The organism is Amycolatopsis sp. NPDC052450 (assembly GCF_044547565.1).
Taxonomy (GTDB): Bacteria; Actinomycetota; Actinomycetes; order Mycobacteriales; family Pseudonocardiaceae; genus Amycolatopsis.
In genome coordinates this window covers 22,409-28,935 of sequence record NZ_JBIUAQ010000009.1, presented here as the reverse complement: position 1 = coordinate 28,935, position 6,527 = coordinate 22,409, and the positions used below count along the sequence as shown (strand labels likewise).

Annotated in this window: 4 protein-coding genes and 2 tRNA genes; 2 read left to right on the top strand and 4 right to left on the bottom strand. The window is 66.0% G+C overall.

Annotation, left to right across the window (positions count from 1 at the left end; all coding sequences use genetic code 11):
• Positions 1 to 82: 82 nt before the first annotated feature.
• Positions 83 to 156, bottom strand: a tRNA-Met gene (locus tag ACIHAO_RS17265).
• Positions 157 to 240: 84 nt separating this feature from the next.
• On the bottom strand, positions 241 to 834 hold the full coding sequence (locus tag ACIHAO_RS17260; protein WP_396558856.1) for a TetR family transcriptional regulator: 594 nt from the start codon (positions 832 to 834) through the stop codon (positions 241 to 243).
• Between the two features lie 93 nt (positions 835 to 927).
• Between ACIHAO_RS17260 and ACIHAO_RS17255 the strand changes: the two genes are divergently transcribed.
• Positions 928 to 2,379, top strand: a complete 1,452-nt coding sequence (locus tag ACIHAO_RS17255; RefSeq protein WP_396558854.1) for an FAD-dependent monooxygenase — start codon at positions 928 to 930, stop codon at positions 2,377 to 2,379.
• 216 nt (positions 2,380 to 2,595) lie between these two features.
• On the opposite strand, the gene ACIHAO_RS17250 is transcribed toward ACIHAO_RS17255, so the two are convergent.
• Positions 2,596 to 2,669 (bottom strand) — tRNA-Met (locus tag ACIHAO_RS17250).
• Positions 2,670 to 2,736: 67 nt separating this feature from the next.
• Positions 2,737 to 5,730: a UPF0182 family protein gene (locus ACIHAO_RS17245; protein WP_396558852.1), complete on the bottom strand. Its 2,994-nt coding sequence runs from the start codon at positions 5,728 to 5,730 to the stop codon at positions 2,737 to 2,739.
• Between the two features lie 156 nt (positions 5,731 to 5,886).
• Between ACIHAO_RS17245 and ACIHAO_RS17240 the strand changes: the two genes are divergently transcribed.
• A complete protein-coding gene (locus ACIHAO_RS17240) occupies positions 5,887 to 6,435 on the top strand; it encodes a PPA1309 family protein (protein ID WP_125789203.1) in 549 nt (182 codons plus the stop codon).
• The last annotated feature ends 92 nt before the right edge of the window (positions 6,436 to 6,527 follow it).

The window sequence follows — 6,527 nt, the reverse complement described above, 5'->3', positions numbered from 1 at the left end:
CGGGGGGCGCCACCGCCCCCTAAACCCAAAAATAATACGGGCGCTGCTGCGTTTCCCCCCCCCCCCCGCTTCGTTTTCTCTGTAGCGGGGACAGGATTTGAACCTGCGACCTCTGGGTTATGAGCCCAGCGAGCTACCGAGCTGCTCCACCCCGCGTCGTTGTGTTAATAGATTACATGGGGGCGAAACCCGGTTTCAGGGGGGTACCCCTTAACTCGGCAAAGGGTCCTTGACCTGCCTTTATGGCGCGACTTTGTCATCCAGCCAGCCGAAGACGCCGTCGAGGACCATGGTCAGCCCGTCGCTGAACCTGCCCTCGACGTCCTCGTCGAAGACCCACGCCGTGGGCGTGGTGTCGTAACGAGGGTCGCGTTCGCCCGGAATCGGATAGACGGCCTGCTCTTCGATGGTGAAACCGACGACATAGCTGTAGACGGTGAACAACGCCCGGCCGGCCAGGTGCGGCTCGAGCCCCGCGTCGACGCGTCCTTGAAACGGATTGTCACCGAGAAGACTGTCGTCGGTGATGAAAGTCCCGGAGAAGACCTTCGCCCCGTCACGGTAAGCAAGCATCATTCGGCGTAAACCCCGTGACGCCAGCTCGAGCGAGCCTCGCTCCCCCAAGCCTTCCGGCACCCGGCCCGGCATCGCGTCGGCGTACATCAGCGTCGCCATCTCGTCGAGCAGCTCCTGCTTGTTCTTCACGTGCCAGTACAACGCGGGCGCCTTGACGCCGAGTTCCTGCGCGATCAGGCGGAGCGTCAGCCCGTTGAGCCCGACGTCGTTGAGCAGCCGGAGCCCGGTGCGGACGATGTCCTGCCTGGTCAGACCCACATTCAACCTTCTTCCCAGCGGTAGCGCCTTGACAATTTAACGATGTTAAGGGCACGCTGGGCACAGGTCAATTTAACGTCGTTAAGGAGTGGTATGAACAACCTGGGGACGGACGTGGTCGTGGCCGGAGCGGGCCCCACCGGGCTGGTGCTGGCCCACGAACTCGCGCTCGCCGGCGTCGATGTCGTGGTACTGGAACGGCTTCACGAGCGCACAGGACTGTCGAAGGCGCTGAACGTGCAACCGCGCACCGCGGAAATGCTGGCACTGCGCGGACTTCTGGACGGCGTCGAGGAGCGTTCGTACGCGACAGTGCAGGACGGACATTTCGCGATGATCCCCGTCGACTACGACGGATGGGACACTCGATTCCCTTTCCAGCTGGGCATTCCGCAGGCCCAGGTCGAGGAGTACCTGGAGGAACGGCTGGCCACACAAGGAACGAAGGTGATCCGCGGCGCTGAAGTAATCGATTTCGTTCAGGACAAGGACTCTGTTTCTGTCCGGTACCGAACAGACAGTGGCGAGAACCGGCTGCACGCGAAGTTCCTCGTCGGCTGCGACGGCTCTCGAAGCGTTGTACGCAAAGGACTCGGCGTCGGCTTCCCCGGCGTGGACGGTGAAGGCTTCGGCGTGGTCGCGGACGTCCTGTTCGACAAAATCCCTGACGGTGCGCAAAAACAGTGGCGAACGATGCGGAACATCGGCCAGCCGACCGGTGCGACCACGTTCAAAGGCCTGATTCCGTTGGGAGAAACCGGTCTCTACCGCTTCGTGTACGGCGACAGGGCCTCGCGGCCGGCGGACATCCGGTCCGCCATCTCCCACGACGAAGTCAGGCAGGCACTGCTCGACTCGTACGGCGCCTCCGCGACCGTGTCGGAAATCCGATGGGCGTCACAGTTCTCCGACGCCGCGCGGCAGGCGGAGCACTACCGCGTCGGGCGGGTGCTGCTGGCGGGGGATGCCGCGCACATCCACTTCCCGGCCGGCGGCCAGGGGCTGAACCTCGGCGTACAGGACGCCATGAACCTGGGCTGGAAGCTCGCCGCGACAGTGCGCGGCTGGGCCGGTGACGACCTGCTGGACACGTACGAAGCCGAACGGCACCCTGTCGGCGCTCAGGTACTGCACAACGTCGCCGCTCAGCTAGGGCTGACTCCGCGGTCTCACGAGTCTCGCGCGCTTCGGGACTTCTTCGCTGAACTGACCAAGCTGCCCGAGGTGAACCGGTACCTGGCGGGCATGGTCTCTGGTCTCGGGATCCGCTACCCGACCCACGGGACGTCACACCCGGCACTCGGCTCGCGGCTCAACGACCAGGACGTCGCCACCGAGGCCGGCCCGCTTCGCCCGAGCACACTCTTCCACTCCGGCGACTTCGTGCTCCTGACGACCACTCAGGCCCACGTCGAGGCCGCGCGGGCCCACTCGCCGCGCCTGACCGTCCAGCTCGTCACCGACCTGCCGTGGCCCTCCACCGAGGCCGTCCTGTACCGCCCCGACGGCTACGCCTGCTGGGTCGCCGCCGCCCCCACGCGATAGCAAAGGTCCCCCGCTCCCCCGGCGACACCAAAGGTCCCCCGCTACCTCAGCGATAGCAAAGGTCCCCCGCTACCTCGGGCACCCCACGCAACCGAACGCACGGGGGTCCAGGGGGCGGAGCCCTCCTGGCGGGGGTCCGGGGGTTCGACCCCCCGGGGTGAAATACGAAAGAGGCCCGTGTCTGCGTTTTCCGCAGACACGGGCCTCCAACCTCTGTAGCGGGGACAGGATTTGAACCTGCGACCTCTGGGTTATGAGCCCAGCGAGCTACCGAGCTGCTCCACCCCGCGTCGTAGCACCTACCTTACGCCTGTGTTTCCAGCAGGCGCAAAGCAGGTGCCCTTTAGGTAAGCGACGTCACCCTCCGGGCTGGCCGGAGGTCGGCGGCGCACTGGTCGCCGGCGGGCTGGCCTTGGCCGACTCGTAAGCCTTGGAAGCTGCTTCGAGGGCGGCCAGGGCGGCACCCTGGTCGGCGTAGTTGCCGGATTGCTGGGCGGCGCGGAACTTGACCCAGGCGTCGTGCATGTCGCCCGCGGCCTTGTCGAGCGCCGGGTTGCCGCCGGCGGGCGGCTGCGGTGTCGTCGTGCCCGGCGGCGGAGCCGTGGGTCCCGGCGTTTCACCGCTCTGTGGCGGTTTGACCCCGGAGCCGGTGCCCGCGCCGAAGACCTGGTCGAGCGCTTCGTTCAGTGTCGGCGCGAAACCGATCTTGGTGCCGTAGGAGACCAGGACACGGGCCAGCTGCGGATAGCTCAGCTGGTTCCGTTGCCGGATGTAGACCGGTTCCACGTAGAGGAAACCGTTGGCGACGGGCAGCGTGATCAGGTTTCCGTAGGTGACGGTGACGTTCGGGTTGTTGAACAGTGTCCGGTCCTGCGCGACCCGCGGGTCACTTTGGAATCTGTTCTGGACCTGGACCGGCCCGTCGACTTGGGTGGAACCACTCGCCCCTGTCGGCAGTCTCAGGACCCGCATTCGCCCGTAGTCTTCGGGATCCGAAGACACCGACATCCACGCCGCCAGGTACTGCCTTTGGAGACCGGTCAGCGAACTGGTGAGCTGGAACCGCGACTTGGTGTCGCCCGGCGCGGTCGCCAGGACGTAGTAGCCGGGCTGGTTGGCGATCCCGGAGGCCGACGCGTTCACGCCGCCTTCCTGCGTCGGGTCCTGCGGAACGCTCCAGAAGGCCTGCTGCGCGTAGAACTCCGCGGGGTTGTTCACGTGGTACTTCGAGAGGAGTTCCCGCTGCACCTTGAAGAGGTCTTCGGGATAGCGGAAGTGCGACCGCAGATCCGGAGAGATCTCGCTGCTCGGCTTGACCAGGCCCGGGAAGACCTTCTTCCAGGCGTTGAGCACCGGTTCGTTGTCCTCGACGCCGTACAGGCTCACGGTGCCGTCGAACGCGTCGACGGTGGCCTTGACCGAGTTGCGGATGTAGTTGATCGAGGAGTTCGCCTGGCGCGTGGTGCCGCTGAGCGAGTCGTTGGTCGCCTGGCCGAGCTGGGTCTGCTGGGCGTACGGGAAGTTGTTCATCGTCGTGTAGCCGTCGACGATCCACTTGATCTTGCCGTCGACGACCGCCGGATACGGGTCACCGTCGAGGGTCAGCCACGGGGCGATCTTGGCGACCCGCTCCCGCGGTTCGCGGTTGAACATGATCTTGGATCCGTCGCCGATGGCGTCGGAGAAGAGAATGTTCCGCTCTCCGTACTCGGCGGCGAAGACCAGCCGGTTGAACCAGTTGTCGATCGGCACGCCGCCGGAGCCCTTGTAGATGTAGGCGCGGTCGACGGCGGTGTCGTACTCGCCGGGCGCCTGCCCCGCCTTGCCGCCGACGATCGCGTACGCGGCATCGGTCGCGAGCTCGCCGTAGTAGATCCGAGGTTCTTCCACCTTGATGCCCGGCTTGTTCGGGTCGGTCGAGCCGGCGCCTGCCGGGTTCTGGGTGTCGCTGGTGGTGGCGATCGGGTAGCCGCCGTCGGAGTTGGCGTCCTTCAGCGCACGGTCGATCGTGTTGGCCGGCGCGGCGACGAAGCCGTTTCCGTGCGTGTAGACGAGGTGCTTGTTGATCCAGTTCGTCTGGTTGCCGGTGAGACCTTCGGTCTTGATCTCCTTGGCGGCGACGATGTAGTCCTGCGTGACACCGTTGAGGGTGTAGCGGTCGATGTCCAGCTTGGACGGGAACCCGTAGAAGTTCTCACGGCCGACGCGCTGGGTGAAGGTGTCGCTGAGGACGTTCGGGTCGAGCAGCCGGATGTTCGGGACGGTCCCCTTGTCCGCCTTGATCTCCGCGGAGGTCGCCTCGGACTTGCCGGTGTAGTCCTTGTACTCGACGTTGGTCAGGCCGAACGCCTGACGGGTCGCGTCCATGTTGCGCTGGATCGACGCGGATTCCTTCTCGTTCGCGTTGGGACGCACCGAGAACTGGTCGAGCACCGCGGGCCACGCGACGCCGACGAGCACGTTCGACAGGATCAGCAGCACCAGCGCGATCGCGGGCAGCTGCAGGTTGCGCAGGAACGCACCGGCGAAGAACGCGACGGCGCAGATCACCGAGATGCACAGAAGGATCAGCTTCGCGGGCAGGACCGCGTTCAGGTCGGTATAGGTCGCACCGACGAACAGCGGCGCTCCCCGGTCCGAGAGCAGCAGGTTGTAGCGGTCGAAGAAGTACTCGACAGCCTTCAGCAGTACGAAGATGCCGATGGTGATGGCGAGCTGGGCGCGGGTCGGGCCGGCGAGCTGGCCGCCCTTACCCGCGAGCCGGATGCCGCCGAAGATGTAGTGCGAGATCAGCGCGCCGAAGAACGCGATGACGACCGAGATGAACAGCCAGCCCAGGAGCCAGTTGTAGAACGGCAGGTCGAAGGCGTAGAAGCCGACGTCGTTGCCGAATTCGGGGTCGGTCTGGCCGAACGGCGTGCCGTTCAGGAACAGCTGCACGACCTGCCAGTCGCTCTGCGCGGACGCGCCGGCGATGAGCCCGGTGAGCACCGGGATACCGATGCCGAACAGCCGGATCCGGCCGACGATCGCCGACCGGTAGCGCGCGAGCGGGTCGTCGTTGCCGGAAATCGGCACGAAGACGGGCCTGGACCGGTACGCGATCATCAAACTGACCGCGAGCGCACCTCCCACCAAGAGCCCTACGGCGAAGAACAAGACGACACGGGTGATCAACACCGTGCTGAACACCGTCCGGGCACCGACCTCGCCGAACCACAACCAGTCGACGTAGGTGTCCAGCAGTCTCGCGCCCAGCAGGAGGGCCAGAATGACTACGGCGGCGATGATGAGCAGTATCCGGCTGCGCCGGGACAGCTTCGGCAGGCTCACGGGGGGCCGAGTGGCCACTGCACACGCTCCTGGTTTGGTGAACTTTTCGCTGGGGCGCGCGTACCGCGTGCGGCCCCTGATGCTCTAACTCTACGGATGCCGTCGGAAGTTCCCGGAACCCGCCCAAACCGGACTCGGAAGGCCGCCGCTCCGGCCGCCTGGAACGATGTGCCAATGGCATCGAGTGAGCAGCAGGGCGTGGCCGGCCTGGCCCGCGAAGTCGAGGAGTTCGTCGCCTCCGGAGGATGGGATCAGCCGCCGCAGTTGTTCGCGCTGGTCCCCACCGCGGCACTGCTGGACGAACAGCCCGAACTGGCCGGTCAGCTCGACACGTCGGCCCCGCTGACGCCGGTCGCCCAGGAGGCGCTGCCGGAGGGTGACCTCGGTGAAGCGCTGGCGCAGATCGCGTGGCCCGATCTGGTGCTGGGATGCGCGCTCGCGCAGGAGATCATCGTGCTGCCGCCGGACGCCGAAGCCGAGCTTCCGGTCGTCCCCGAGACCGATGCCGAACGCCTTCGTCAAGCGGCCGCCGACCACCCGCGCCGTACCGAAGCCCGGCTCGTCGCCGCTGTCCTGCGGGATGGCGCCGGAGCGTGCGTCATGCGGCTTCGCGGTGCCGGGCAGTCCGAAGAGCCCGGCGATGTCCCTGTCGACGAGATCATCGAGAACCCGGAGTTGGCTCCCAACCTGCTCGAAGCCCTGAAGGCGACTTTTCTGCCCTGACCTGCGAAAAGAGAGCAAGGGACCTTTGGTATCGCCGGCCTCAAGACGCGAGCCGTGCGATACCAAAGGTCCCTTGCTCTCTTCGGCCGGAC